This window comes from Alcaligenes sp. GW821-FHT11D07, assembly GCF_058808495.1.
The window spans coordinates 1304149-1329179 of record NZ_JBXART010000001.1; the positions used below are offsets into that span (position 1 = coordinate 1304149).

The window sequence follows — 25031 nt, forward strand, 5'->3', positions numbered from 1 at the left end:
CCCCGCCCTGGGGCTGGCCCCTGACCCTACTCATTGCCATAGCAGTCTGCGGACTGCTTTTTTTCGGCCCGACCTTGGCGGCCCGAGCGATTGGAGCATGACATGAGCACAGCACTAGACACCATTAGCAACTATGTCTACGGCGCCGAAGACGCTTTTTCTTCTGTGCTGGTGGACCGCTCACTGAACTTCGAGCGCGAGGCTGGCTTTGCCATCCAGACGTTGACAGCCAATGACTACGCCATGGGCATAGCCGTCAAAAACAAGCAGTCAGTCACCAATGCCGTGACAAACATCGCGGCCATTGGAATCAGCCTGAACCCAGCCAAGCGGCAAGCGTATCTAGTCCCACGAGACGGCAAGATCTGCCTCGATATCAGCTACATGGGTCTGATGGATCTGGCGATGTCTACAGGGTCAATCCTTTGGGCTCAGGCTGAGCTTGTTTACGACCAGGATGCCTTTGCTTTGAACGGCTTTGATAAGCCACCCACCCACCAGTACAACCCATTCTCAAAAGAGCGTGGGCCCATCGTAGGCGTGTATGTGGTAGTTAAAACCGCCGACGGGGACTATCTGACTGACTGCATGAACAAGGACGAGATTGACTCCATCATGAATCGCTCCCAATCGGTGAAGTCTGGCAAGTCATCGCCATGGAAAACCGACTATGGCGAGATGGCGAAAAAGACGGTGGTGAAGCGAGCCTACAAGTATTGGCCTAAGACTGACCGGCTGGACAAGGCCATTCACCATCTCAATGCCGATAGCGGCGAAGGTTTGGCACAGATGGCGGCAGAACAACGCCATGACGACTACATCGACCCGACGCCAATCATCGACGGGCTGCGTTCAACCGAAGCGATTGAGCAGATGAAAGCCTACTGGGCAGAGAAAAACGGCCTGCTGGCCAATCAGCCTAAGGACCATCAGGCATTAAAGGACGCCTACCTCGCTCATTTAAAGCGCCTCAGAGCGGCACAAACAGTTGAAATGGAGGAAGCATGATTTTCGTTAACTGCACTCAAGGAACCCCCGAATGGTTTGCTGCCAGAGCAGGCGTAATCACCGCAAGCAAATTCTCTGACGCCGTTTCTACCCTCAAAAGCGGGGACTTCTCCCAAGCCAGCAAAGACTATGCGTACAAGGTGGCCATTGAGCGGATTTATGGCGAAACGACTGAGGACACGTACGTCACATGGGAGATGCGCCGCGGTACCGAGTTAGAGCCCTTAGCCCGAATTGCGTATGAGGCCAAAACGGGCAACTTAGCCGAGGAATCCGGCATTGTCCTGACAGATGATCGCGTCTTTGGCTACTCCACAGACGGCTTCGTTGACGATGACGGGCTTATAGAAATCAAGTGCCCGAACTCTGCCCGCAAGCTGGTAGAGATGTGGGAAACCGGTGACCTCTCTGAATACGAACATCAGATCCAGGGGGGAATGTGGATCACTGGCCGAAAGTGGTGCGACTTCATCATGTATGCCCCCCAGCTTGAGCCAGTGGATAAGCACTTATTCATCAAGAGAGTCGAGCGAAACGACGACTTTATTGAAGCTATGGAAGAGAAGCTGCAGCACTTCGCCGGCCGAGTCGAATCGCACATCCGAAATCTTAAGCAGAAGGTGGCTTAAATGGCTGGGCTCACAACTCTGGCTAAATCAGGCGATGCGGCTCGCCTTACTCACCTGCTGGAGCGTTGCATTAAAACTGCCACTGGATGCCTGGAATACCAAGGCTGTGTGCAGGCCAACGGTTACGCCCGAGCGACAATCAGGCGCAAGGCCGACCATGCCCACCGACACGCCTACCGTTTAGCAAACCGTATGGACATTCCTAAAGGAATGGATGTTTGTCATTCGTGTGACAACCGTCGCTGCATCAACCCAGATCACCTATTCCTAGGAACAAGGAAAGAGAATATGCAAGACGCGGTCTCAAAGGGGCGGCAAGCCAAAGGGTTCGCTCTGCCGCAAACAAAAATATCAGCCTATGTTGAAGCTGAAATAGTGGCAATGGCAAAGCAGGGAATTCCTTACAAGGACATTGCATCAGCTTTCGGAATTTGCCGCCAGCACGCTGGGCATATCGCAATTCAGAACGGAGTAAGACGAGATGGCGTCAGTAAATAAATGGATCGGGATTGGCAACCTAGGCAGAGATCCGGAGGTTAGATACTCAGCCGAGGGAGTGGCGATATGCAATATCTCCATCGCGTGCACTGAAACGTGGAGGGACAAAGCTACAGGCGAACGCAAGGAGGAAACCGAGTGGGTGCGTGTGGTGTTCTACAACCGTCTGGCTGAAATCGCGGGGGAGTACCTGCGCAAAGGCCGTCCCGTCTACGTAGAAGGTCGTCTGCGCACCCGTAAATGGAAGGGCCAGGATGATCAGGAGCATTTCACGACCGAGATCATTGCCGAGCAAATGCAAATGCTGGGCGGTCGTGACGGGGAAGCGCAGCAACCCAACTCACCGCCACAGGGCCAGCAGCGCAACAACTACGCTGATGCCACTGGGCGTGATCAGCAGCGACAGGCGCCACCGCCCTCGTCCGGCAACCTGGCAGATATGGACGATGACATTCCATTCGCCCCTCTACTTTCTAGGAATGCTTACTGCATTTAAGACAAAATATGTTCGGATCCTCGTATTTGATTAATCCTCAAGATCCGCATAATCATAATCAGGTTCCGGCAGCAACTTCACATCAATCAACACTTGATCGGCCTTCTCCAATAACTCATCTAGTTTTTGTTTTGTATCCCCAGAGACATAACTCAATTCCCGTGAAATACACCTCATATTATTAACTATACCCTCGTATGCCTTAACTTCATTAACATTATCATAGCCATATCTTTTACTACAAACGCCTACCATCTCTCTTCTAATTTTTTTTATATTTGAATCACGGCCTTCCATTTCCTTTAATTCCTCAAAAGAAAAACAATCCCTACTATCCAACTCAATAATTAAATCTGGCCAATTTTTGTCATTTTTAAGTAAACCAAGTATATCCAACATGGTTTTTTTCTCACCACCCCAATTATCAAACCGCCCTCCCCATACTTCTATTAAATCAAAAATACCAAACATCCCTAGAGCAAGGTCTTCTTGTAAATTCTTAATTTTATGAACTGTATATTTTCTTGTACTCTCTTTTTTCTTATATTGGTCTCTATAGGCTAGCCACGCAATAGATGTTGCCGCTACCCCGGTCACCCATGTACCAACGACGCCAATCAAGCCTTGCTTATCTGTACTGTAATATACAAAGCCAGCAAAACTGCCGACCAAGATACCGACCAAGAAGCCACCTAAGAAGCCAACTAAGAAATCAACTAAGAAGCCAACCAAGGATTTAACCCAGTTTTCCTTAAACCAAGGCTCATTCCATATTTTAAATTTTCCAAAATCCACTACTAAACCCTCCGTCTTATAGAATCAAAAGTGTAACGCTTAGCGAGCTACTTTTACGTACACAAACTATAAAATAGAACACCTTTAAAATCTGCCGTTCCACAACCCCGTTTGATTCGCTCAACGGGGTTTTTCTTTTCTAGGATCAACCCATGACCACCAAGCAGTTTTTGTTGCCCATCGCCTCGGAGATCACGGTCGATCTTTTCGCTGGCGGCGGTGGCGCATCCACCGGATTAGAACAGGCCCTGGGACGGCACGTTGATATTGCCGTCAACCATGACCCGGAGGCCATTGCCCTACACACCATCAACCATCCTCAGACCGAGCACTATGTCAGTGATGTGTTTGAGATCAATCCACACGTTGCCACTCGCGGGCGGCCAGTCGGCCTGCTGTGGGCCAGCCCTGACTGCAAGCATTTCAGCAAAGCGAAGGGCGGCAAGCCGGTGTCCAAGCGCATCCGTGGCTTGGCCTGGGTCGTCGTCAAGTGGGCCAAGGCGGTCCGCCCCCGCGTGATCATTCTTGAGAACGTGGAGGAGTTTCAGACCTGGGGCCCGCTGACTGATGACGGCATGCCCTGCCCTGAGCGCAAAGGCCAGACATTCCAACTCTGGAAGGAACAGCTTCGCGCCCTTGGATACCGCTTGGAATACAAGGAGCTGCGGGCTTGCGACTACGGCGCTCCGACTATTCGCAAGCGTTTCTTCATGGTGGCTCGGTGTGATGGCCTGCCTATCATCTGGCCGCAGCAAACCCACTTTGCAAAACCGGCCAAAGGCCAGCTCGCCTGGCGCCCAGCATCGAACATCATCGACTGGTCCATCCCATTTCCATCCATCTTTGAGCGCAAGCGCCCCCTTGCTGATGCGACATGCCGACGCATTGCGAAGGGAGTGATGCGGTACGTGATAGAGGCAGAGGACCCATTCATCGTGCCGGGTGGCGTCAGCTTCATCACAAAGTTTCGCTCTGGCTCGGTGGGCACAGGCCTGGATGTGCCGCTGCACACTGTTACGGCCGGTGGTGAGACAAAACGGATGAGCACAGGGAACGTGATGGGAATGGTGACGGCTTTCATGGCAGCCACAAGTGGCCCTACTTACAGTCAGAAGCCGCGCCAAGCTGATACACCACTGAATACGATCACCACGGATAGCCGCGCCTCCATCGTGACTGCATTCCTAGCCAAGCACTATACCGGCGTGGTAGGCAGCGACCTGCGAGACCCTATTGGTACGGTTACCAGCGTGGATCACCACAGTCTGATTACGGCCAACCTGATCCATATGGGGCATGGTGAAGGCAAGGCAGGCGGCAAACGGTTTAGCCACGGCATCCGCGATGTTGAGCAACCATTGAACACCGTTACGGCGTCCGGTTGCCCTGCAGGTTTGGTGACAAGCCACTTGGTGAAGCTGCGCAATAACCAGTTTGGCCAAAGCCAGGAAGATCCCATGCCGACACTGACAGCCGGCGGTGGCCATGTGGGCGAAGTACGCGCCTTCCTGCTCAAGTATTACGGCACAGACCAAGACCCTCAAATGGGTGAGCCCCTGCACACCGTGACCACCAAAGACCGCTTCGGGCTGGTGACTGTCCATGGCGTCGATTACCAGATCGTGGACATTGGCCTACGCATGCTGACCCCACGCGAGCTCTACCGCGCCCAAGGCTTTCCTGACTCGTACATCATCGACCGCAAGCCTGACGGCAGCCCACTTACTAAGACGGCTCAGGTCCGCATGTGCGGGAACAGCGTCTGCCCACCCTTGGCGCATGCTCTGGTGCGGGCCAACTACTCCGATCAGCAGTTTTCTCCTCGGGAGAAAGTTGCATAAAAATATAGCTGCAAATTTACTCGTTAGAGCAACCTAACCATTTCACTCATCACAACCGATATCAATTAATACATTTACTCTTAGGGAAACCATTAGCCACTTCAATCAATAAATCACAATAACATTTGCTATTCGCATCCAATTCCGAAGAGTGAAAAACTGAAGCAGTGTAAATTTTATTAATAAGTTTTTGTAATTTTTCTGAATAATACGGGCTATCCTTCAATTCACCCTCCCTCAAACCATGCTGATAAAGACCAATTTCATATGTACTTATAAAATTAATGTGATAACAAATCTGAAGCCCCAAAATCGCCTCCCACACATTTGAATTACTAATCTTCAGTATTTCCTCAGCCGTATACAAAAACTGTCCGACATAAAACTCATAAGCAACTTCATCCTTAACTTCTATATCGTCAGGATACCTACCTCGAGCCTTCATCGATGGCTTTGCAAATTCTTTATGCTCTAAAGCCAAATTTAAATAATCCTTATACATTTCCTTAGCGCTGCTCTCCTCGACTCCTTTGAAGGTGCTATACGCCACAACAACAGCAATTACTGATACACAAACTCCCAAAAAGGCACTTATGGCTTGGATTTGACTAGACCAGCCCTCAGCCTGGTGCATATTTATGAGCGCTAGATACAACACTACGCAGAAAACAACGGCGATAGACCCAAGCACCCAAGATTGAGCAAAAAAAAGCGTAATGACTGCTAGCCCGATCACCACACCAAGCAATAAGCCAGCTATTAAGGCCCCAAGCATGTCTCTATCACATCTGCACTTTTCCCGACCCACCCATGACCTCCAGATGACTTTGTTACTAATGACTTCAGAGATCATAGTCGATCCGGTTCGTCTCGGGCATAGGACATCCCTCCTATGAAGCATCACGAATACAGCAACACCCCATAACCCCGCTTGATTTACTCAACCGGGGTTTTTCTTTTCCCACACTCAACCAACCTTAATGGAGGCCGGCAACCGCGCCGGTGTGTCTATGCGCTTCTTGAGCGTCTGCTCGGGCATTGAAGCAGCTTCTGTTGCCTGGAATCCGCTGGGCTGGAAGGCAGTCGCTTTCAGTGAAATAGAGCCCTTCCCTTGCGCCGTGCTGGCCCACCACTACCCCGATACCCCTAACTGGGGCGACATGACCAAATTTCAGCAGTGGCCCGATGAGCCAATTGACCTTCTTTGCGGAGGAACCCCTTGTCAGTCATTCAGCGTCGCCGGATTGCGAAAAGGACTGGATGATCCACGTGGCAACCTCATGCTCACCTTTGGTGCCATTGCTGCAAAATATCGCCCCAAATGGCTGGTATGGGAGAACGTCCCCGGCGTCTTGTCCAGTAACGGAGGACGGGATTTTGCTAGCTTCTTGGATATGCTCGAAGAACTTGGGTACGTTTTCGATATTGAAATACTTGATGCACAATTCTTTGGTGTACCACAAAGAAGACGACGGGTATTTGTATGCGGCCAACACAGAGACGATTTACTGAAACAGAAGACGGATTCATCCGCGTTAACTATCGCTCAATGCTTGCAAGAGATATTGCACAGCATCTTGATAGAGGCATCCAGCAGATTCGGAAAAGAGCTGGGAAACTCGGGCTTAGCGTCCCTCTCAAGAGATGGACTCAAGAGGAGGATGCGGTTATTCGGGATTCTTGGGGATCAAGAGAACTGGCCTCTGTTGCGCAACAACTTGGCAGAAGCGTTTCTGAGACATCAAGCAGGGCAAAACGCATCGGATGCGTCCCATGGAGAAAGCGAAAAGGAACGCACGCCGGAAGGCCAATTGATGGTTTCGCCAATGGAAAGCCCGTTTACTCTCACAGAACAGTCGTTGAAAAAAGTCTTGGACGACGCTTATCAAGTGATGAAATCGTTCATCACATCGACGCCAACAAATTCAACAACTCAAGCGCAAATCTTTACGTGTTCAAGAGCCGCGCTGCTCATCGGAAGGCTCACTCTTCTTTTGAGTCAATCATCCCCGCCCTTTTGGAGCGCGGCGTCATCGTGTTTGATCGCGATAGAGGAATTTATAGATTATGCGAGACACACAAGTAGCGACCTTTTTGGAGACGTGGAGCGGGTTCAGGCGTGGCTTGATTTCATCGTCGAAGCCGATGGATTGTGTGAATCTATCGGAGATATTGGTGACTGCCGGCGAAGTGCCGCAGCGGTTCTTTTTGAGCAAGAGAGCTTTAAAGGGGATAGCTCAGCGCGATGGGGTCCGCGGACAGTTCACCCTTGTCTCACGGCAAAAGGGGCACGCGCTTTCGATGACCGAACGGGCTATGTGCTGGAAGAGCAAGGCATCCGCACAACAACCCCACTTGAGCATGAGCGACTGATGGGGTTTCCAGACGGCTACACCCTTCTCCCAGGTAAACGAAGCGCCGACACGCCTCGCTTTCGTGCACTAGGCAACTCTTGGTGCGTCCCGGTCGTACGCTGGATCGGCGAACGAATAAACATAGTAGAGAGCAGATCAGACCAATAGGAATGAAGCTGGTACGAGCCCCAGACTAAACCCGACCCAACTTCCCGATTTCCCGTGACATTCAGGCCAGTTCCCACGGCAAATCTCTCCTACCGTTGACTGGCTTTAAAACACCTGAATTCCTAAGATCCTGTGCAGCCCAACGCACATCGTATTGCCACGTATACAGCATGTCTCCAGAACGCATTAGCTCGTTCTTGTAGTTTTCCCATATGTACCTGGCAACGTCTTTAGGAAATGCTTTCTTTTCCTCATTGGCTTGAAGCGCCAATACAACCCATGCTCGCATTAACTCCCTAGTCACCATTCATTTCCCCCGAGAAATAAGCACACCAAGTGTAGCTCTCTATGCTTTTGACAGCGCCCAAATAGATCCAGCACTTACTGCTGAATCATTACTATGAAAGGAAAGTCATGCTCCACTGCTAATCGCGGCTTCCCCCTAAGCAAGAGTCGCCCACCTTACCTCATTAATAACATAGGCACGCCACGCTTTAGGGGCCATTGGCTGCTCAGCTCTATGTCTTTCGTTGTTGCAGTGCAGACATGCGGCAACGATGTTCCCAACTATGCGGCCGCCGTCACGGCGAGCCTGGAGATGCTCTGCAGTGCACTTTGTAAGGGGGGATTGGTTCATGCGCTGCCCACAATAAAAGCAGCAACCATTTTGAAGTTTGAATGCTCGTTCACGAGCTCTTTGAAGTGGTGTCTTAGCCATAGCGGCTCCTAATCAATTAAGAAAAGGCGCCAGCCATCAAGGCTATGTCTCATCAGTTTCCCGTCTGAGGCATGGGTCCGTGCAGACGCACATTGACCAGGAACGTGGCAGAGATCGCCGCTCCCCCACGGAGCATTCCCGTGGCGGTCTTGATTATAGGGTGAAGCAGATGCACTGGCTTAAAAGCTGCGGCTGAAACACAACAACAAGCCATTTCAACCTGTACGAATAAGGAATGATTCCAGCCGGCCTTGCGCCGGTTTTTTAATGGAGAACACAACCATGCCACAACCCAACAACTCGATGGCAGCGGCTCACAAAAGCGCCCCCACCATCCACCCCGAAGGCCTGTACCGGTGGGACGAGTTCGCTGACCGCATCCCGTTTAGCCGCGAGACCTGGCGAAAACGAATCATCAACGGCCGTGCACCAGCGGGCGAAGCCTTGAGCTCGTCTTGCACGGTATGGCGTGGCCGAGACATTCTTGCCTGGCTGAGCAGCCCCACCACCTACTCTAAAGAGGTAAATAAACCGTAATGGCCAAGATCATTCCTCCCTTGACCGATTCGCAATGCAAATCCGCCAAGTACAGTCCCGACGGCAAAAATCGCTTATTCGATGGAGGTGGCTTGTACTTGGAGCTGTTACCCAGCGGTGCCAAGCGCTGGCGCCTGAAGTATCGCCGCCCTCAATCGAAAGCAGAAAGCCGGCTGACCTTTGGCTCTTATCCCGAGGTCAGCTTGGCCAAAGCTCGCCAGATGCGCGAAGAAGCGAAAACGGAATTGGCGGAGAGCGTGGACCCAGGTCTGACTGCCATCGCCACCGCGGCGCACCTGCCCCCCTCTTTCGAGATTGTCGCCAATGAATGGCTGGAGGTTCGCAAAAAGAGTTGGAGCATTGGATACTTCCAGCGGATACGCAACGCACTCCAGGCGAACGTGTACCCCGTCATCGGTAAGATGCCGATTGAGGCAGTCACTGGAAAAGCCGTGTTGAAGATCATTCAGACGGTAGAGCATCGCGGCGCACTCGAAATGGCATCACGAGTACTGGAAGCCGTCGGTATGGTCTTTCGCTATGCGTGCGGAGTCGGGTTAGCCAACAATGATGTCACGCACGGGCTACGCCAATTCCTGCAGGAGCGGCCACCGGTGCAGCATTACCCACACGTTGATGAAGACGCCCTGCCACTACTCTTACAGCGGATAAGGCAATATCACGGCCGCCCAGAAACCCGCTACGCCTTGCTTCTGATGATGCGCACCTTCCCACGCACGAACGAGCTGCGATGGGCGCGCTGGGAAGAGTTTGATATGGCCAATGCGCTATGGACCATCCCTGCTGAGCGCATGAAAGGCCGTCTGATCCAAAAACAAAGCGCCGCAAATCACCTGGTGCCCCTATCGAGCCAAAGCATTCAAATCCTGGAGTCACTGAGGGCTTTATCCGGACGCCACTCTTTTCTGTTCCCCGGCGTTCATAACCCTCGCTCTACGCCTATCAGCAGTGAGACGATGAACCGGGCATTAAAGATTATGGGATTTGGCGGCCTGCAGACGGGCCATGGCTTTCGTGGCTTGGCTTCCACCATCATGAACGAGCAAAGCGGTTTTCGCTCAGAGGTAATTGAACGGCAGCTAGCACACCGTGATCGCAACAAGGTGCGCCGTGCCTACAACCATGCCCAGTACATGGCAGAGCGCCATGAACTAATGCAGTGGTGGTCGGATTACCTGGACGCGCAGTTGGAGAAAGCACCAAAATAGCCATGCCCCCATTCGTTTCGTCCGTGCCCCCATTCATGCCCCCAAAATACCTTGGCGGGGCTTGGCGCAGCTTGGAACGCTGGGCAACAAAAAAGCCCCAAAGCATTGATCTTTGGGGCTTTTCTTGGCACAGCTTGGAGCTGTGTGCATGTATTCTGGTAGGCAGTACTGGATTCGAACCAGCGACCTCTACGATGTCAACGTAGCGCTCTAACCAACTGAGCTAACCGCCTGCGGTGAAGAAATGAAATAATAGATCTTCCCTATGGGGCTGTCAACACTATTTTGCATTTTTCTATAAAAAAGAGGATGTTTTTTTTCTTGTTGATGTGCCGGAACCAGGTAAAAACGCGAAAAACAGACCTAATCCTTTGATTTATAAATAAAACCTAAAAAATCATCCGATTTCTAGAATTTCACCTCCGTACGGCTCTCACAGGACAGAGAAACATATAGATACATTCAATCTGTCTCTCGGCTGCATCACGCCGCCCTGCTTACACACGATTTTTCTATTCAAGTTCTCCGCGCAAAAATAAAATAATTGCTTTACGCTTGCAGATTGCCTGCTTCGTCTAAAGCAGGTCTGCAGCAACCACGGGACACCTACCCAATGACTGGTTCTACTCTCCCGCCTACCCTTGCTCAATTAGTAGATCTACCTGGCGTTCAGGAAACGGCGCTGGAGGCGGTGCTTTACACGCCGCCCAATGATGAAATCTTCGATGAGAACCCCTGTTTGAGCTGCGGGGTGTGCTGCTCACACTTTCGGGTGTCTTTTTATAGTGGCGAATTAAGTGGTGAAACAGGGGGCACTGTGCCAGTCGAGTTAACCACCAAAATTGGTCCGCTGCGCGCCTGCATGAAGGGTACGGAGCAAGGCGAAGGCCGCTGTACGGCTTTGCGCGGCACCTTAGGTCAGCCTGGTATTCATTGCGCGATCTATCCTGATCGCCCCACGCCCTGCCGTGACTATCAAATCTGGGAGCTGGATGGCAGCCCGAATGTAGACTGCCAGCGTTTGCGGACCAAGCATGGTTTGTCGCTCCTGCCCAATCGGCCTACACCTGCCCCACCCGCACTGCCTGAACACAACGAAGCGGCATAAGGCGTTCACTTCAACACGCCTTTCTTCCAACAAAGCCTTTGCAAGTTTTTTGCAGAGGCTTTTTTATTTCCCGTAAGTTCATGCCTGAAGATTTTTTATGAAATAGCATTAGCGCATACGTCTTGCTAGTCTTTTTTATCTATACGTATATCTCTTACTGTGTTTCCCCCTATAGAAACGCTGCTTTTATCGCAGTAGTCTAGAGGCTCCAAATGCGACCTACCTCCTCGCTTTAATGGGCTGGGAAGGTCGCCAACAATATGGAAACTTAGTTATAACAATATTGGAGCAAAGAGATATGCGTTTCACCCTCTCGCGTTTGGCGATCGCGTCCTTAACGGGCATGGCAGCACTGGGCGCTGGCAGCTCACTCGCGCTGGCCGCCTCCCCTGCGGCAGACCTGCTGCTGGTGAACGGACGTATTTATACGCAAAACCCGAATCAGGCCTGGGTAGAGGCTATCGCCATCCGCGACGGAAAAATTGCAGCACTAGGCAATACGGCAGACCTACAAGTTGCCCGTGGCGAACATACCCAAGTCATTGACCTGGGCGGCAAAATGGCTATGCCCGGCATTAATGAGGCCCATTCCCACCCTGTGTGGGGAGGGTTGAAACATCTGTTCCAGTGCAATTTTCCTTTCACGGTCAGCCCTGATGTGCTGGCAGAAACGCTCAAAGCCTGCGTGGCGCGTAGTGAAACGCTATGGATTCAAGGTGGCCAGTGGGATAGCGATTTCTTTAAAACCCATAATATTGAGTCTCCGCGCCAGTGGCTTGATGCGGTATCAGGCGACAAGGCAATCGTCTTGACTGACGACACCGGCCACAATGCCTGGGTCAATTCCAAAGCACTCGGCCTGCTGCATATTGATGCCAGCTTCACCCCGCCCAGCGGGATGACGGTGAAACACGAGGCAGGTAACCGCGAACCCAATGGGGTTCTTGTAGAGGCCAACAGCTACATTCGTTCCTTTGTCCCTGACTGGACGGACGAGCAATATCTGAAGGCGGCACGCTATGCCATCAAAGAGTCCAATCAGTTTGGTATCACAGGGTTGAAGGATGCTGATGCCAGCGAAGCCGTGGTGCGCGCCTACTTTAATCTGGATCAACAGGAAGGCTTGAATGCGCATGTAGCTACAGCAATCCGAATCTCCGGCAAGGAAAGCAAACATATTTTTGATTTTGCGGAAATTGATCGGATCAGCAAGCAATATGCCCGACCAGACTTGAAAACCAATTACGTCAAAATCTACACCGATGGCGTACCCACTTCTGCTCATACCGCAGCCATGCTGGAGCCGTATGTGGATACACATCACGATGACCCGCTGGCTTTGGGCGCGCTGGTTGTTCCTGAAAAAGAGCTGGACCGTGTGGTGACTCATCTGGATGGCGCCGGGTATGGTCTGAAGATGCACACAGCCGGAGACCGCGCCATTCGGGTGGCCTTGAATGCGATTGAAAAAGCGCGCAAAGCTAATGGCTCCAACGGTGTAATGCACGAACTGGCCCATTCGGAATTCGTGAATGATCAGGACAAGTCCCGTTTCAAGGGTTTGAACGTAGCGGCCGACTTCTCCCCCTATATCTGGTATCCATCCGGGCTGACAGATGCGATTGGCTCCGTGGTAGGTGAACGCGGCAAAACCATGTTCCAGGCCCGTTCTTTATTGGATCAAAAAGTGGCGATTATTGCCGGTTCGGATTGGCCATCAGGAGTGAAAGACAACAACCCCTGGCCCGCTATCGAAGCCCTGATAACTCGCGCCAATCCTTACGGACAACGCCCCGGCGAGCAGTTAGGAGCCGACCAAGCACTGGACCTGAGCGAAGCGCTGCAAATCTTTACGCAGGCCGGAGCGAAAGCCTTGGGCCGAGAAACAGAAACCGGCTCGCTGGAGGCTGGCAAATCCGCGGATCTGATTGTATTGGACAGGCCCTTGTTTGAGATAGCCCCTTCAGAAATTAGCGACACCAAAGTGCTGATGACCCTGTTCAAAGGCCGAATGGTCTACAACGCAGACCAAGAAGCTCTCCGGAAAGCGAACTAAATACGCTACCATGCACGCTTTGTAGGGCCGCCCGGCCCTGCGCTTTCGGGAGTCGAAGCAAATGAAATACCGCAAGCTGGGCAATACCGACCTGGACGTCAGCCTGATTGGTTTAGGGACCATGACGTTTGGGGAGCAGAACAGCGAAGCCGATGCGCACGCTCAACTGGATCTTGCCCTTGAGTTGGGCGTGAATCTGGTTGATACGGCCGAGATGTACCCTGTGCCCCCTATGGCCAGCACTCAGGGATTGACCGAGCAATATATCGGCACCTGGTTGGCTAAAACGGGCCGCCGCAAGGACATCGTGCTGGCCAGCAAAATTGCCGGTCCACAACGCGACCCAAAGCGTCCTGGCCATATCCGTAACGGCACTACCAGCCTGGATCGAAAAAATCTGGAACAGGCCCTGCATGACAGCCTGCGCCGGCTGCAAACAGACTATCTGGATCTGTACCAGCTGCATTGGCCAGACCGCAGCACGATCACCTTCGGGCAGCGCAGCTACCCTTGGAAAGAAGAAGACACCGTACCCATTGAGGAAACCTTGGCGGTTTTGGACGATTTTGTGCGTCAAGGCAAGATCCGCCATATTGGTGTTTCCAATGAAACCCCTTGGGGCGTGTCTCGTTTTCTGGAGCTGGCCCGCACGCGCTCATTGCCACTGATTGCCACCATTCAGAATCCCTATAACCTGCTAAACCGTGTATTCGAAGAAGGTTTGTCCGAGTTCTGCCGCTACGAGGGTCTGGGTCTGCTGGCTTACTCCCCATTAGCCATGGGTGTGCTGACGGGCAAATACGACCACGGCGCCAGCCCGGAAAAAGGTCGTCTGACGCTGTACGAGCGCTTTACCCGTTATGACGCCCCCCGCGCCCGCGAAGCCGCACTGGCCTATAACGAACTGGCCCGTGAGCATGGTTTGACGCCCACACAGCTGGCTTTGGCCTGGGTAAACCAGCAAGCCTTCACCAGCAGTAATTTGATTGGTGCCACCACGCTGGAGCAACTTCGCGAGAACATTGCCAGTGTGGATGTGCAACTGAGCGATGAGCTGATCGCCAAGATCAACACCATCCATAGCCACACCCCCAATCCCGCGCCCTAACTGGCCTTTCCCCTGCTTTGTCAGCGTGCTTTCAAAGCAGGGCACCCCTCTTTAGCTACCCCCGGTATTTGTTTTTCTGCTTGCAGCACGCCGTTTTTTTATTTATGCTCAAAAAAAGCATAATAAAAGAGACACGTAAAGAGACACCTGACTCACCCATTGAAAAATTGCATTTCCCACTTTTTTTATCTTATTTATGCTCAAAATGAGCATCAAGGACAATCATGACTCAGCGTTATCCTATTGACGTCTGCCAGCCCAATGGTCAAGACGTGCTGAACCGGCAAATCACGTGGCACGAAGTCCCCTCTAAACCCATCCACGCAAGCGATAAAGCGGCCCTGAAACACGCTTTGGCCGCACAGTTGCAAGCCCAAGATGCTGTTCTGGTGGCGCATTACTACACCGATCCCGACATTCAAGACCTGGCGTTGGAAACCGGGGGCTGCGTGGGAGACTCTTTGGAGATGGCGCGTTTTGGCCAGGAACATGCTGCCAGCACCGTGCTGGTGGCAGGGGTAGGCTTTATGGCGGAGTCCGCCAAGATACTCAGTCCTGAAAAACGAGTTTTGGCCGTACACGATGAGGCTACTTGCTCCCTGGATCTGGGCTGCGCCCCCGAAGACTTCAAACAGTTTTGCGATGCACATCCTGACCGGGAGATTGTGGTCTACGCCAATACCAGCGCAGCCGTCAAAGCTCAGGCGGATTGGGTGGTCACGTCCTCCATCGCTCTGGACATCGTGAGCCATCTGCATGCTCAGGGCAAAAAAATCCTGTGGGCCCCGGACCGTCACCTAGGTGCTTATATTCAAAAACAAACAGGTGCAGACATGCTGCTGTGGCAAGGCTCCTGTCTGGTTCATGACGAGTTCAAGGCAGATGGTTTGAAAGCGCTGCTTCAGGACTACCCGGACGCCCAAGTGCTGGTGCACCCCGAATCCCCCGCCTGCGTGGTTGCTCTGGCCGATGTGGTGGGCTCGACCACACAGTTGCTTCGAGCCGCGATCAATCATCCTGCCAACACTTTTATTGTGGCAACCGATCAAGGGATTTTGCATGCCATGCGTCAGCAGGCGCCGGGCAAAACCTTTTTGGCTGCGCCCACAGCAGGTGAAAGTGCCACCTGCAAAAGCTGCGCCTATTGCCCTTGGATGGCCTTGAACAGCCTGGAGGCCTTATCTGAACGCTTGAATCAACCCGGCCCCGGCATTCAGATTGATCCAGCTTTACGAGAAGGCGCGCGACGTTCCCTGCAACGCATGATGGATTTTGCGGCTGCGCAACAAAGCAGCTTGCGTGTGGGAGCCGATCTGGCAGAACACGACTCTCTTTTTCAAAACGTGGGAGCAGCCTGATGCATAGCGATGTGTTGATCATCGGCAGTGGCCTGGCAGGATCGAGTTTGGCCTTGTCCCTACCCACCACGATGAGCGTCACCATGCTCAGCACTGCGCCTGCCCCTTGCGGGGCCAGCCCTATGGCCTTGGGCGGTCTAGCTGCGGTGCTCGGTGCCGAAGACAGCCTGGAGCAACACATTGCGGACACCTTGGAGGCCGGAGCCCATCATGCCGATCCCGACAAGCTGCGAGAGATACTGGCCGCTGCTCCCCAGGCTGTGCAGTGGCTACTGCAGCATCAAGTACCACTTGATAGAACGGTTGACGGCCAACTGCATCTGACGCGTGAAGGTGGGCATAGTCAGCGGCGCATTGTGCATGCTGCCGATGCCAGCGGTCAGGCGATTATGCAAGCCCTGACCACTTCATTAAAGCAGTCTGCGCATATACGTCAGCGTCCGTACTGCCAAGCCTTGGCTCTACGTCAGAACGAACAAGGCAGGGTCGCGGGGGTGGATATTTATGACCAGCAAAACCGCTCCTACGAAACCCTGAGCGCCGACCATGTGGTGCTGGCCACCGGCGGACTAGGCAGCCTGTATGCACAAAGCAGTAACCCGGCCAGCGCCCTGGGCGAAGGCGTGGCTTTAGCTTGGCGTGTTGACGCTCAACTGCGCGATCTGGAGTTCATCCAATTTCATCCCACCTGCTTGCATACCCAGGGGCCTGGTTTTTTACTGACTGAAGCCCTGCGCGGGGAAGGCGGCTATTTACTGGATGCCCAAGGACGCCGCTTTATGCCCGACTACGACTCGCGCGCGGAACTGGCACCTCGCGATATCGTGTCCCGCGCCATTGCCTCGCAAATGCGCCTTGATGGCAGTGATCATGTCTGGCTGGACGTCCGCCATCTGGGTGCCGAAACCTTGCAACATCATTTCCCGCGTGCTCTTGAAGAAGGGCTGAGTCGAGGGCTGGATCTGCGCCACGATTGGGTCCCTGTTGCTCCGGCCGCCCATTACAGTTGCGGCGGCATTCAAACCGATCTGTTGGGACGCAGCTTAGTGCCTGGCTTGTATGCCGTGGGTGAAGTTGCCTGCACCGGTTTGCATGGCGCGAATCGTCTGGCCAGCAACTCTTTGTTGGAATGCGTGGTCATGGGGCGTGCAGCGGCGCAAACCATCGCTTCCTGCGAGCCCACTACGCATGTAAATCTGATTCCGCCACCCCAGGCCAAGCCCGCAAACAAAACTGCCCTTCCTACCCTGTCCGCCCTGCGTGCCTTGATGCAAGAGCATGTCGGCCTGCTGCGCAATCATGCGGGACTTAGCCACGCTTTAGAAACCTTGGAAGGCTGGCGCGACGCGATCGGCCCTGCTCACCCCACAAATCCCAAACAGCAGGCCTTTAGCCTACAACTGGACACCGCCTGGCTTGTCATCCAAGCGGCCTTGGCGCGCCCTCTTAGCCTGGGAGCCCATTTCCGCATGAACTAAAACCGGGTACGTCGATGGGCTAGAATAAAAAAATCATAGAAAGAGGCCCCTCTACGTGCAGGAGCCCATCGGATGGAGACAATATGCGATTACTCATGGTCGAAGACAACGAGGACCTGGGAGAAGCCATCGCCAGCCGGCTAAGCGCCGGTGGACATAGTGTGGAATGGGTCATGAACGGCAAACAGGCCCTGCGCTATCTGGAAATGGACCATTGGGACGTTCTACTGCTGGATATCATGCTGCCCGATCAGGATGGCTTCAGCATCCTGCGCCATCTGCGCCGCCAAACCCCCAGCTTGCCCGTTCTGGTCATGACGGCCCGGTCCGAAATCGAGGACCGCGTATCCATGCTGGACCTAGGGGCGGACGATTATCTGGTCAAACCTTTCGATCTGCGCGAACTAGAGGCCAGGTTACGTGCCTTGATGCGCCGTCCTGCCAACACTCAAGCGGAGCTATGGCAATTAGGTCACTTGAGCATTGATGTCGCGGCGCGACGCATCAACTGCAAGGACCAGACCGTCGAATTTGGTCAGCGCGAGTTTTGTTTGCTGGAATTGCTGCTGAGCCGGGCCGGACAGGTGGTGACCAAAGATCGCCTGATGACCCAGCTATTCAACTTTGATGAAGACTGCAGCCCCAACGCTGTGGAGCTACATGTGTCGCGTCTACGACGCAAACTGAGCGACATTGCCATCCGCATCGATACAGTACGGGGCACCGGCTATATGGCCAGCCTGGGCGATGAACACTGATGCGTCGCCCCCTCTCTATTCAACATCGCGTGCTGGCCTTGGCAGTCTGCTTGCTGGCGGTGGCTTTGCTGGCACTGGGGCTGGCCTCTCGTCAATACGCCCAACGCGCCGCCGACTCTGCCTATGATCGCTTGTTAAAAGCGGCGGCTTTGACCATTGCCAATGCCATTCAAATCGACCAGGGCCAACTGTCGCTTGAACTGCCCTACTCGGCCATGGCCATGCTCCCAGAGCAGGAGCACATTTTTTATAGCGTCCACTCCGCTAACACCCTGATTTCTGGCTATCCAGACCTGGGAGCCAGTCTGCCTGCGGCCACCAGTGCCGAGCCGCGCTACGACACCATTTCCTATCAAGACACACCCGTGCGCATCGCCACCATAGGCCGTCTGCTAACGGGCGAGCACTCCTTGGGCCGGGGCTGGATCACCATACGCGTAGCGGAAACCTTGGGGACACGGCAGGCACTGGCCGATGAACTGCTCAGCCGTAGCACCTTATCGCTGGCCGGTCTGATTCTGGTGGCGCTGATGATTACCAGTTTAGGGATACGACGGGCCTTCGCGCCACTGGCCGAGCTGGAAAATGCCCTGAGAGAACGCTCTCACGACAATCTGCAAGCCATCGACACCCCCGTTCCTAAAGAAATTCGCCGTTTGGTGGAAACGCTGAATGCCTTCATGCAGCGCCTGCAAACAGCAGTTGGGACACTGAACAACTTGGTCGCTGACGCCGCTCATCAAATTCGCACTCCCTTGGCCGCCGTCCATTTGCAAACCCAGTTAGCGCTGGACGAGCCTAGCTCCGAAACCATACGCCCACGGCTTCAGCGTATTTTGAATAATGCTACCCATGCCACTCATTTGCTCAATCAGCTGCTGATGGATGCCACCGTCAGCCATCGGCTGGATCGCAGCACCATGCGGCCGCTGGACGTGGCTTCGCTGGTGCAGGAAATTCAGGGCCGAGTCGATCCGGATAGTGCACATCGCTTGCAAGTGCATATCACCCCCTCGGCCCGGCGTGCTCAGGTTTTGGGCGATCACGTGTCGCTGCGGGAAATGCTGCGCAATGTGATCGATAACGCCATGCTCTACAGCACGCAGCACGTTTCAGTACGTGTCTACACTCGGCCCACGGGGCTGGTCGTATTCGATGTTTCTGATGTCGGGCCGGGTATCAGCGACGAAGACAAAGTCCGTTTGCTTGAACGCTTCCAGCGCGGTCCGGCCAGCCAAGGGCGTCCCGGTTCCGGTCTGGGCCTGTCTATCGTCCGCACGGTTGTGCAAGCCCATCAGGGCACTTTATTGCTGCGCGACCATGCACCGCAGGGGCTGACGGTCCGCATTCAACTCCCAGCTCAATTGCATGCTGCACAAGCTGGGCTGACCGCCGGCCGCACTCTGGCTGCCCTGGCCTTGCTCGGACTAGGGCTGATCGCTCAACCCCAATCCGCTCATGCCCAGGAGTCGGCTTTGCGTGTGGACATGGGCATACGAAGCCACGACTATCCTGCCCTGGCCTCCAAATTAGCGCCGCAAGATCAGGCTTTGCTAGTCATCGCGGGCCCTACCGATACGGAGCTCTTTGAAGTGCTGGTGCATGACTTCCAGCAAACCCAGCCTCAGCTACGCATCCGTTATCACGAGATGGACTCCAGCGCTCTGTATCGGCACACCGTTCAGGGCAGTTTGCCCGCAACAGACCTGCTCATCAGCTCCGCCTCGGACCTGCAAGTCAAGCTGGCGAATGATGGCTACGCCCGCTCGCACAGCTCCAACTTGACCCAGGCCATGCCGGGCTGGGCGCGTTGGCGTGACGAGGTATTCGGCTTCACGCTGGAGCCCGCCGTCATCGCCTACGCCCCCTCCCGCCTGCCTGCTGATCTGCCGGCCTCCCGCGAGGCGCTGTTGCAGTTACTGGAACGCAATAGTGACGATCTGATGGGACGGGTGGGCACCTATGATATTCAGATCAGCGGCGTGGGATATCTGTTCGCTCTGTACGACGAACGCACGTCCTCCACCTTTTGGGGCATGGCCAACGCCTTGGGACGCGTAGGTACGCGGCTGTATGCCAATACCGCCGCCATTCTGGATGATTTGGACAACGGCACGCTGGATGTTGCCTACAACGTGCTGGGCTCGTATGCCCTGGCTCGCCAAAAGGCAGGGTCCAAGATTGAGATCGTCGTTCCCAGCGATTATGTCTCGGTGTTTACCCGCAGCGCGTTGATCCATAAACAGGCTCAAAGACCGGATTTAGCGGCCCTCTTTATCGACTATCTGCTCTCTGCCCGAGGCCAGGAAATAATCAGCGGTCCTGCCGGATTAGGTCCGCTAAAAGCAATCGAAACAGGCAGCTGGTTCACAAAAACCGTTGAAAATCAAACCATTGGAATCATTCAACCCCTGGTCTTGAACCCCACTTTGTTGGTTGGCCTGGATCACACGCGGCGGCAACGTTTCCTGCAAAACTGGCGGCGCCTGGTCACTGATACCCCTGCAAGCTTGCGCACGCTTCCCTGACAGGAGGTGACAGGTTGCTGACAGCATGAGTCAACACAATGAAATGACATTGATCCCTCTTAAGTCCCGCGCCACGACGGGACACTGAACCAAGGAGACTCCTGATGTCAACATTTACTCCCGCTCGCCGCCTGACCTTGCTGGCCCTATCCTTAAGCGCCAGCATGATGGCCGGCCAAGCGGCCTGGGCTCAAACTGATCTGAATGACGCAGCCGATAAAGAAGGCAAGGTCATCATCTATTCCACGACCGATACCAAAGCGGCCAGCCCCCTGGTCAGCGCCTTTGAAACGGCCCACCCCAAGATCAAAGTCGAATACCACGACATGAACAGCACCGAGCTGTATAACCGCTACATCAGCGAACAGGCCTCGGGCAGCAATAGTGGTGACATTGTGTGGAGCTCCTCCATGGATTCGGCCATGCGTCTGGCAACCGATTACGCGGCCAGTTACGAATCTCCAGAAATCCCGTCTTTGCCCAGTTGGGCGGTATGGGAAAACAAGGCTTTCGGCACGACGTACGAGCCCACCGTGTTCATCTATAACAACCGTTTGATCAAGCCCGAGGAAGTCCCCAAGACTCATGCAGAACTGGCCAAACTGGTTGAAAGCGATAAAGACCGCTTCCGCAATAAAGTCACCACCTACGATATTGAAAAATCCGCCGTAGGCTACATGCTGGCCGCTCAAGACAGCAAGAAGGGCCAAAGCTACTGGGACTTCATCAAAGGGGTAGGTTCGGCCAACCTGGTCTTGCAGTCCTCCACCGGCACGATGATGGAACGCGTGAGCTCCGGTGAAAACCTGATTGGCTACAACTTGCTGGGCTCGTACGCGGAGACCCGTGCCGTCAAAGACAAGTCCATCGGCATTGTCTATCCCTCGGACTACACCCTGGTCTTGTCACGTGTGGCTTTCATCAGCCAGAAAGCACAGCACCCCAATGCAGCGCGCGTCTTTATGGACTACATGCTGTCCAAAGACGGGCAGGACGTACTGGCCAACAAGTCCGAACTGGCCTCGATCCGCTCTGATGTGGAAGGCGACAATGATGTGGACGGCCTGACCAAAAAACTGGCCGGCGTAGAGCTCACTCCCATTCCAGTGGACGCCTCCTTGTTGGACTTTCTGAAGCAGAAAGAGCGCCTGGACTTCATCAAGCAATGGCGCGCTGCCGCCAATAAATAAGACACTCTGTCTTTGAATCGGGTGGCGGCCTGGCCGCTACCCCGTCTCTTTTCCGCCTGGAATCCTTATCATGCATGCCTTACGCCTTCGGTGGCAGGCCTGGCCGCGCCATATCGTCGTCCTGGTGACGGCCCTGGCCATCTATGTGCCGCTCAGCCTGATCATCATCCAAAGCCTGCTATCCGCCCCCTTTTTCGCGGCTGACAAGTCTCTGGGGCTGGATGCCTTCCGCTTCATTTTTGACGACCCGGACTTTTACAAAGCGCTGGGCAGTGGCTTCATCATGGCCTTTGGCCTGGCCGCCATCTCCATTCCTTTGGGGGGCATTCTAGCTTTCCTGATGGTGCGAACCGATTTGCCCGGCCGTACCTGGATCGAACCGCTGATTCTGGTCCCGATTTTTGTATCCCCCATGGTGCTGGGCTTTGGCTATATTGTGGCCGCCGGCCCGGTCGGGTTTTTCTCCACCTGGACGCTGGATCTAATCGGCTTTGTCCCCTGGAACATTTATTCCTTCACCAGCATCGTCATCATTGCCGGGCTGACTCACGTTCCACACGCCTATCTGTACATTTCTTCGGCCTTGCGCAGCATGGGCTCGGACGTAGAAGAAGCCGCCCGCAGTGCCGGTGCCAGCCCCTGGCAGGTGATGCGCTCGGTCAGCCTGCCCATGGTGCGACCAGCCATCCTGTATGCCGGTGTGCTGCTGTTTTTCCTGGGCCTGGAAGTCTTTGGTCTGGTGCTGGTCCTGGGTGATCCTGAAGGCCACTTGGTACTGGCGACCTATTTGTACAAGCTCACCAATAAGTTGGGCATCCCCTCCTATCACTTGATGGCAGCCGTCGCGGTCATTCTGATTGCCATGACCATCCCGCTAGTGATGCTGCAACGCCGTCTGATGCGCACCGCCAATCGCTTTGTGACAGTAAAAGGCAAGGCCTCCCAAGCCCGCCCCCTGCCACTGGGCCGCTGGCGCTGGACGGCCACGGCCTTGGTTGCCTTATGGCTGTTCTTCACAGTCATCGTGCCTATCGTGGGGGTGGTGTTGCGTGCTTTCGTGTCTAACTGGGGGATAGGCATTTCGCTGTTTGACGTGCTTTCTCTGGACGCATTCAGGCAAGTGTTCGGGCAAGCCAATCTTTTGCGCGCCATCATGAACTCGATCGCCATTGGTGTGATCGGCGGAGCGGTCGCCGTGGCCTGCTACACCTTTATTGGATTGGCCATGCACCGCAAGCCCGACGGCATCACACGCTTTTTGGATTACAGCGTGCTGGTACCACGCGCGGTGCCCGGTTTGCTGGCCGGTTTGGCGTTCTTATGGATGTTCCTGTTTGTACCCATGTGGCTGGACCAGTCCCTGGAAAACGGCTGGCTATCCGTTCTGCCCATGTCCGAATGGTTGCGTGGCGCCGTCGTCGGCCCCTTGCGCGCCCTGCGCAGCACTATCTTCAGCGTCTGGCTGGCTTATAGCGTGGTGTGGATGGCCTACGGTTTACGCCTGATTTCTTCCACCCTGCTGCAAGTGGGGCCGGAGCTGGAGGAAGCAGCACGCAGCACCGGTGCTCGCCCCGGCCAAGTGACCCGCCAAATTACCTTGCCTTTGGCGAAGTTTGGCCTGATCGGATCGTGGTTGCTGATGTTCCTGATCTTCGAACGGGAATACTCCACGGGCGTCTATTTGCTGACGCCCGGAACAGAAACTATTGGTTCCATGCTGGTCTCTTTATGGGCCACCGGTGCTATCGACATTGTGGCCGCCCTGTCCTTTATCAATATCGTGCTAGTGGTCATTGGCCTGACCATCGCATTGCGCTTCGGAGTGAAACTACGATGACCGAGCTGACTGTAGACAATATCCATCTGGCCTATGATCGCAACCCCGTGCTTAAAGGGGTGTCCATGAGCCTGAACAAAGGTGAAGTAGTATCCCTGCTGGGTGCTTCAGGCAGTGGCAAGACCACCTTGCTGCGCGCCGTGGCGGGTTTGGAACAACCCTCCCAGGGACGGATTGCCATCAACGACCAAGTTCTGTACGACTCCCAGGCGCGTCTGGATCTGCCTGCCGAAGATCGTAATCTGGGTCTGGTGTTCCAGTCCTATGCCCTGTGGCCCCACATGACGGTGCAGGAAAACGTCGCCTACCCCTTGACGCTGCGTAAGGTCAACAAAGCAGACAGCCGCCAAAAAGTAGACGCCATTTTGGATCAATTAGGTTTGAAGGGCTTGGGGGAGCGTTATCCCAGCCAGTTGTCCGGTGGGCAGCAACAGCGCGTGGCTATTGCCCGTGCCCTGGTTTACAACCCGCCTGTGATTTTGCTGGATGAGCCCCTGTCCAATCTGGATGCCAAGCTGCGCGAAGAGGCTCGTGTATTTCTGCGCGAGCTGATTGTGGAGATGGGCCTGTCGGCCCTGATGGTTACCCACGATCAGGCCGAGGCCATGGCCATTTCTGATCGCATCTTGCTGCTAAATGGCGGCAATATCGAACAGGAAGGCACCCCGCAAGAGGTCTACAGCTCGCCCAAATCCCTGTACACCGCCGAGTTCATGGGGTCCAACAACCGCTTGCAAGGCACGGTCAGCGAGCAACGCGATCAGCAAACCCGCTTGAGCGGGCCCGGCTGGGAGTTGTGGGGCCACGCGGGCGCAACCTTGACGCCCGGCCAACAGGCAACGGCGGTGATCCGGGTGGAGCAAGTGCAACTAAATAGCCAGCCCGGCCCCAACACTCTGCCTATGCAACTGTCTACCAGCATGTATCTGGGCGACAAATGGGAGCACGTGTTTCGCATGAGTGATCCCTCCGCAGGCACTTTGCGTGCTTTCGGACCGGAGCCTATACCGGGTGGCCTGCATCACTTGCAGATTCCGGCCTCCAAATTGTGGATTTACCCATCGTAGATCCGCTCTACCACCAAGAGCCGCTGGACCCGGCTCTTGGTTTACCCTGATTGCAAACTTTTGTAAGCACAGCTAATGTAGTCGCGTCATTGCAGGCGGTATGAAAGAGACCTGTTCAGTCAGGCGCCGACGGAGCAACCACCCCGGAATCTCTCAGGCAAAAGGATCGTACCAGCCCGACACTCTGGAGAGCGGCGCACGGCGCCCACCGAAGGAGCCCAGCCCATTAAAGGCTGGATAAACTCTCAGGTCACAGGACAGATGGGGTAT

21 protein-coding genes, 1 tRNA gene and 2 riboswitches are annotated in these 25031 nt (G+C 54.4%); of the genes, 18 read left to right on the top strand and 4 right to left on the bottom strand.

Annotated elements, in window-relative coordinates:
* Positions 1-102: 102 nt before the first annotated feature.
* From AC1RSM_RS06035 to ssb, 4 genes are read left to right on the top strand one after another with little or no spacing between them, the layout of a single operon-like run.
* Entirely contained in the window at positions 103-1008 is a 906-nt protein-coding gene (locus tag AC1RSM_RS06035; RefSeq protein ID WP_492930441.1) for a recombinase RecT, read from the top strand.
* A complete protein-coding gene (locus tag AC1RSM_RS06040; protein ID WP_492930443.1) occupies positions 1005-1637 on the top strand; it encodes a lambda exonuclease family protein in 633 nt (210 codons plus the stop codon). The genes AC1RSM_RS06035 and AC1RSM_RS06040 overlap by 4 nt, the downstream gene beginning before the upstream one ends.
* Positions 1638-2135 carry an HNH endonuclease signature motif containing protein gene (locus AC1RSM_RS06045; RefSeq protein ID WP_492930445.1) on the top strand — a complete coding sequence of 166 codons (498 nt, stop codon included), beginning with the start codon at positions 1638-1640 and terminating at the stop codon, positions 2133-2135.
* A complete protein-coding gene (gene ssb, locus AC1RSM_RS06050) occupies positions 2119-2631 on the top strand; it encodes a single-stranded DNA-binding protein (protein WP_492930447.1) in 513 nt (170 codons plus the stop codon). The genes AC1RSM_RS06045 and ssb overlap by 17 nt, the downstream gene beginning before the upstream one ends.
* Positions 2632-2661: 30 nt before the next feature.
* On the opposite strand, the gene AC1RSM_RS06055 is transcribed toward ssb, so the two are convergent.
* Positions 2662-3426, bottom strand: coding sequence for a hypothetical protein (locus AC1RSM_RS06055; RefSeq protein ID WP_492930449.1), 765 nt, complete (start codon positions 3424-3426; stop codon positions 2662-2664).
* Positions 3427-3578: 152 nt separating this feature from the next.
* On the opposite strand from AC1RSM_RS06055, the gene AC1RSM_RS06060 reads away from it, so the two are divergent.
* Entirely contained in the window at positions 3579-5267 is a 1689-nt protein-coding gene (locus AC1RSM_RS06060) for a DNA cytosine methyltransferase (protein ID WP_492930451.1), read from the top strand.
* A gap of 61 nt (positions 5268-5328) precedes the next feature.
* Here the strand turns inward: AC1RSM_RS06060 and AC1RSM_RS06065 are convergent, their stop codons facing one another.
* Positions 5329-6120, bottom strand: a complete 792-nt coding sequence (locus tag AC1RSM_RS06065; RefSeq protein WP_492930453.1) for a hypothetical protein — start codon at positions 6118-6120, stop codon at positions 5329-5331.
* 157 nt (positions 6121-6277) lie between these two features.
* Here AC1RSM_RS06065 and AC1RSM_RS06070 point away from each other — a divergent pair, with 157 nt between their 5' ends.
* Positions 6278-7789 (top strand): DNA cytosine methyltransferase, encoded by a 1512-nt coding sequence (locus tag AC1RSM_RS06070; protein WP_492930455.1) that lies wholly within the window; start codon positions 6278-6280, stop codon positions 7787-7789.
* A 442-nt stretch (positions 7790-8231) separates the two neighbouring features.
* On the opposite strand, the gene AC1RSM_RS06075 is transcribed toward AC1RSM_RS06070, so the two are convergent.
* On the bottom strand, positions 8232-8507 hold the full coding sequence (locus tag AC1RSM_RS06075; protein ID WP_492930457.1) for an HNH endonuclease: 276 nt from the start codon (positions 8505-8507) through the stop codon (positions 8232-8234).
* Positions 8508-8789: 282 nt separating this feature from the next.
* On the opposite strand from AC1RSM_RS06075, the gene AC1RSM_RS06080 reads away from it, so the two are divergent.
* Together AC1RSM_RS06080 and AC1RSM_RS06085 are read left to right on the top strand one after the other, a co-directional pair.
* The gene (locus AC1RSM_RS06080) at positions 8790-9044 is read left to right on the top strand and encodes a helix-turn-helix transcriptional regulator (RefSeq protein WP_492930459.1); all 255 of its coding nucleotides are present in this window, start codon (positions 8790-8792) and stop codon (positions 9042-9044) included.
* The gene (locus AC1RSM_RS06085) at positions 9044-10273 is read left to right on the top strand and encodes a tyrosine-type recombinase/integrase (protein ID WP_492930461.1); all 1230 of its coding nucleotides are present in this window, start codon (positions 9044-9046) and stop codon (positions 10271-10273) included. Before AC1RSM_RS06080 ends, AC1RSM_RS06085 begins: the two co-directional genes overlap by 1 nt.
* Before the next feature lie 156 nt (positions 10274-10429).
* Here AC1RSM_RS06085 and AC1RSM_RS06090 read toward each other — a convergent pair.
* Positions 10430-10506: transfer RNA gene (locus AC1RSM_RS06090), tRNA-Val, on the bottom strand.
* A 458-nt stretch (positions 10507-10964) separates the two neighbouring features.
* Between AC1RSM_RS06090 and AC1RSM_RS06095 the strand changes: the two genes are divergently transcribed.
* The 10 genes from AC1RSM_RS06095 to AC1RSM_RS06140 all read left to right on the top strand — a co-directional run bounded on the left by AC1RSM_RS06095 (position 10965) and on the right by AC1RSM_RS06140 (position 24761).
* Entirely contained in the window at positions 10965-11381 is a 417-nt protein-coding gene (locus tag AC1RSM_RS06095) for a YkgJ family cysteine cluster protein (RefSeq protein ID WP_492931475.1), read from the top strand.
* A gap of 298 nt (positions 11382-11679) precedes the next feature.
* Positions 11680-13437 (top strand): amidohydrolase, encoded by a 1758-nt coding sequence (locus AC1RSM_RS06100; protein ID WP_492930463.1) that lies wholly within the window; start codon positions 11680-11682, stop codon positions 13435-13437.
* Positions 13438-13498: 61 nt separating this feature from the next.
* Entirely contained in the window at positions 13499-14545 is a 1047-nt protein-coding gene (locus tag AC1RSM_RS06105; protein ID WP_492930465.1) for an NADP(H)-dependent aldo-keto reductase, read from the top strand.
* A 224-nt stretch (positions 14546-14769) separates the two neighbouring features.
* Positions 14770-15903, top strand: a complete 1134-nt coding sequence (gene nadA / locus AC1RSM_RS06110) for a quinolinate synthase NadA (protein ID WP_492930467.1) — start codon at positions 14770-14772, stop codon at positions 15901-15903.
* Entirely contained in the window at positions 15903-17381 is a 1479-nt protein-coding gene (gene nadB / locus AC1RSM_RS06115) for an L-aspartate oxidase (protein WP_492930469.1), read from the top strand. The genes nadA and nadB overlap by 1 nt, the downstream gene beginning before the upstream one ends.
* A gap of 83 nt (positions 17382-17464) precedes the next feature.
* Entirely contained in the window at positions 17465-18139 is a 675-nt protein-coding gene (locus AC1RSM_RS06120) for a response regulator transcription factor (RefSeq protein WP_492930471.1), read from the top strand.
* Entirely contained in the window at positions 18139-20667 is a 2529-nt protein-coding gene (locus AC1RSM_RS06125; RefSeq protein ID WP_492930473.1) for a sensor histidine kinase, read from the top strand. Before AC1RSM_RS06120 ends, AC1RSM_RS06125 begins: the two co-directional genes overlap by 1 nt.
* Positions 20668-20771: 104 nt before the next feature.
* Positions 20772-21857: an ABC transporter substrate-binding protein gene (locus AC1RSM_RS06130; protein ID WP_492930475.1), complete on the top strand. Its 1086-nt coding sequence runs from the start codon at positions 20772-20774 to the stop codon at positions 21855-21857.
* Between the two features lie 70 nt (positions 21858-21927).
* Positions 21928-23694, top strand: a complete 1767-nt coding sequence (locus AC1RSM_RS06135) for an ABC transporter permease (protein WP_492930477.1) — start codon at positions 21928-21930, stop codon at positions 23692-23694.
* Positions 23691-24761 (top strand): ABC transporter ATP-binding protein, encoded by a 1071-nt coding sequence (locus AC1RSM_RS06140; protein WP_492930479.1) that lies wholly within the window; start codon positions 23691-23693, stop codon positions 24759-24761. The genes AC1RSM_RS06135 and AC1RSM_RS06140 overlap by 4 nt, the downstream gene beginning before the upstream one ends.
* Positions 24762-24852: 91 nt before the next feature.
* A riboswitch (glycine riboswitch) is annotated at positions 24853-24940 on the top strand.
* Positions 24941-24944: 4 nt separating this feature from the next.
* A riboswitch (glycine riboswitch) is annotated at positions 24945-25023 on the top strand.
* Positions 25024-25031: the final 8 nt, after the last annotated feature.